Genomic DNA, 255 nt, shown 5'->3' with positions numbered 1-255 from the left:
GATAGACATAGGGATACAGCACGAAGCCGAGCACGAAGATCGCGCCGGGCAGCGAGCGCAAATCGGGCAGGCGGAACTGGCGCGGGCTGTCGAAGCCGAGCAGCCAGCGGATCGCGCCCTGCACGGGGCCGATCGGATGCAGCAGGTCGAGATACGCGAACGCGACGATGTAGGTGGGGACCGCGAGCGGCAGCAGCAGCGCCCAGGTCAGGATCCGGCGGCCGGGAAAATCGTAGGCGGTGACGAGCCATGCGC

General features: G+C 67.8%; 1 pseudogene. It reads right to left on the bottom strand.

Annotation, left to right across the window (positions count from 1 at the left end):
- Positions 1-255: pseudogene (locus AAEY87_RS14190) on the bottom strand (iron ABC transporter permease); the annotation flags it as partial.

This window comes from Psychrobacter sp. S1-30-MNA-CIBAN-0213, assembly GCF_040309845.1.
In the GTDB taxonomy this organism is placed as follows: Bacteria; Pseudomonadota; Gammaproteobacteria; order Pseudomonadales; family Moraxellaceae; genus Psychrobacter.
The sequence above is the reverse complement of the archived record's forward strand: the minus strand, read 5'-3'. Positions and strand labels throughout refer to the sequence as shown.